Origin of the sequence: Paraburkholderia podalyriae (genome assembly GCF_014397785.1) — a bacterium.
Taxonomy (GTDB): domain Bacteria; phylum Pseudomonadota; class Gammaproteobacteria; order Burkholderiales; family Burkholderiaceae; genus Paraburkholderia; species Paraburkholderia podalyriae.
The window spans coordinates 1-2,668 of sequence record NZ_VZQQ01000176.1; the positions used below are offsets into that span (position 1 = coordinate 1).

The 2,668-nt window shown below is 59.3% G+C and carries 3 protein-coding genes; all 3 read right to left on the minus strand.

What is annotated here, in order from left to right:
* Positions 1–94: 94 nt before the first annotated feature.
* Entirely contained in the window at positions 95–1,672 is a 1,578-nt protein-coding gene (gene tnpC / locus F6X42_RS42175; protein ID WP_187639671.1) for an IS66 family transposase, read from the minus strand.
* A gap of 90 nt (positions 1,673–1,762) precedes the next feature.
* Positions 1,763–2,116, minus strand: a complete 354-nt coding sequence (gene tnpB / locus F6X42_RS42180; protein WP_187639672.1) for an IS66 family insertion sequence element accessory protein TnpB — start codon at positions 2,114–2,116, stop codon at positions 1,763–1,765.
* Positions 2,116–2,583: an IS66-like element accessory protein TnpA gene (gene tnpA, locus F6X42_RS42185; RefSeq protein ID WP_187639673.1), complete on the minus strand. Its 468-nt coding sequence runs from the start codon at positions 2,581–2,583 to the stop codon at positions 2,116–2,118. The genes tnpB and tnpA overlap by 1 nt, the downstream gene beginning before the upstream one ends.
* Positions 2,584–2,668: the final 85 nt, after the last annotated feature.

Here is a 2,668-nt window from a genome sequence, read left to right on the forward strand (position 1 = left end):
GTAAGCGCTAATTTGAGCGCACGGGCGCGCGCATGAATGTCGCCTAGCGCTGCAAATTTGCTGGCGCGGAAGCGGGACGTATGATTTTCTTTGCTCAGGCGGCGTTGGTCGAGGCCTGAGACTGCATGAACCGAAATGGCAGTAGGTCGCTTATGTCGGCGTCATGTGCCCGTTGGGGCAGTTGAGTCAGGACGTGAAGCAGGTACGCGTACGGCTCGACGTTGCACGCGCGGCACGTAAGCACGAGGCTGTAGATGACGGCGCTGGCTTTCGCTCCGGCGACCGTGTCGCTGAAGAGCCAAACTTTTCTGCTGGTGGCAAACGGGCGAATGTCCCGTTCTGCGATGTTGTTGTCCACTGGGGCTTGCCCGTCGCCGACGTAACGGCTGAGATACTCCCACTGGTTAAGCGTGTAGTTGATGGCATCGCCCAGCGCGCTCTCGGGCGGCACTTGCGGTGCCTGCTCATCCAGCCAGGCTTTGAACGCCTCAAGGAGCACAACGCTGTGCTGCTGCCGTAGTCGTAAGGTATAACTGGCACGCGTTTCCCCGCTCGGAGGTTTCTCTCGCGCGAGTGCCTCGACGCGGTAGAGTCGCTGGAAGAATTCGAGTGCTTGCTGCGCGCGTTTGCCTAATTTCTTCTGCGTCTTCAGGGCGTCTACGAATCCGCGTCTCGCATGAGCAAGGCAGCCGAAGTGGGTCACACCTTTGACTGTTCGCCAGGCGCTATGCCCGTCGGTCATCACCATGCCTTTGTAGTCCGCGAGAAACGCCTGGGGATATTGCTTGCCGCGTCCGGGTTGATAGTCGAACAACACTACAGGCTCTTCGCTATCCTGGCCGCTGCGGTACAGCCACATGTAAGACTGGCTCTGTGCGGGCTTGCCCGGTTCCTTCAGCACCTGAACGGTCGTCTCGTCGCCATGAATCAGCGGCTGCGACAGCAACGTCTTGCGTAACTCCTGGTACAGGCGGTCGAGATGCAATTGCGTTGGCTTGATGACCCAGTGCCCCAACGTGCCTCGGCCCACCGGAATGTTCGCACGCCCGAGCGCCTCCTCCATCCGATATAGCGGCGTGCCGTCGACGTATTTACCCGTCATCACCGTGGCGATCATGGCCGCGCTCGCCCGACTGCCCGGCAATGGTTGGGCCGGCATCGGCGCGGTCAGGATCGGCGTACGCTCAGCGACATGCTCGCAATGACGGCAGGCATATTTGAAACGAACATGCTGCAGGACTGAAGCCTTCACCTCGATATGCAGTTGTTCGCTAATTTCCTCGCCCATACGATGCATTGCGTTGCTGCAGCAGGCACAGATCTTCTGCTCCTCGGGCAAGTCGTACTCAATACGCTGACGGGGAAGATCTGCAGGCAGAGGCTTGCGTCCTCGTTTGCGGCGAGCAGGCTCCGGCGCCTCCGGCAGACCAGTGTCTGGTAAGTCGAGTTCGTCTACGTCCTCGTCGAGCCCCTCAATTGCGACCTGCTCGGCTTCGTTGAACACTCGATCCTGAAGCTTCTCGCTGCTCGGCGCGAAGCGCTTGTGTTGCGCGAGCCGGAACTGTTCCTCAAGATGGCGAACGCGTTCGCCCAACTGGCGGTTGCTGGCCTCGAGCTCGCGAATGTAAGCCTGCGCGGCAGGAGGTAATTGGGAGAATTCGCGTTCATCCATGCTACCCACAGTAGCGGAATGCAACGCTCGATGGGTTTACGGAGATTTGTAACAGCTATCGGGAAAGTCGCTTGGAGAAGGCGCGCCGCATCAACTCGTATGATGGTACTGCCGTGCCGGATGACGTCGTACCGCATCGATGTCGATTCCATCCAAGAGCCAATGCAGCTGCTCGGTCGTCAACTCGATCACGGACTGCTTCCGGGATGGCCACGCGAAATGGTCTGCCTCGAGGCGTTTCAACATCAGCCAGAAGCCCGAGCGTTCGTACAGCAACAGCTTGACGCGGTTGCGTTTGCGATTATGGAACGCGAACACGGCGCGAGCGAAGGGGTCGAGCTGCATCGACTGCTCAACCAACGCCGTGAGGCTATTGATTCCTGCCCTAAAGTCAATCGGTTCGCGATGCAAATAAACGCGAAGATCGGAATCAAGGCGGAACATCAACGCTCTCCCAGGGCGGCAATCAACGCCGCGACGAGCGTCGCATCGTGCCGTGAGCACTCAAGTTCGACTGTTACCCCGTTCGGGAGATGCGCTGACAGGCGCGCCGTTGGTCGCGACGCAGTCGCTGATTGCTTGTGACTTGACGCCGCCGGTAACGCCGCAGGCTCGAGAGCGGGTTGCGCCAAGCCCGGTTCAATAGCAAGGACCGGGATGAAAGCCGCCGCTGACGGCTCGACGGTGTTTCGCGCTGCACGAGCAGAGTTTGCCTTCTCATGTAGCCTTATCCACTTGTGAAGCTGGTTTGCGTTCACCTGAGCCCTGAGTGCGAGCCCAGCGATTGACGCCCCTGGTCGCAAGCACGCCTCAATCAGTCGGCGCTTCCCGTCAGGGTCGTATCTTCGTTTGCCGTTGGAGCACTCTCGAATGACTCGGAGTGGCAGAAAGTCAAACTCATCGTCGCTCATGGTTTGCGTCCGCAATGTGGGTTGCGGACGCAATCGTCGCTCTTAGAAGCCGACAAAGATAGGTGTGCTCGTTTTAGCGCTTACG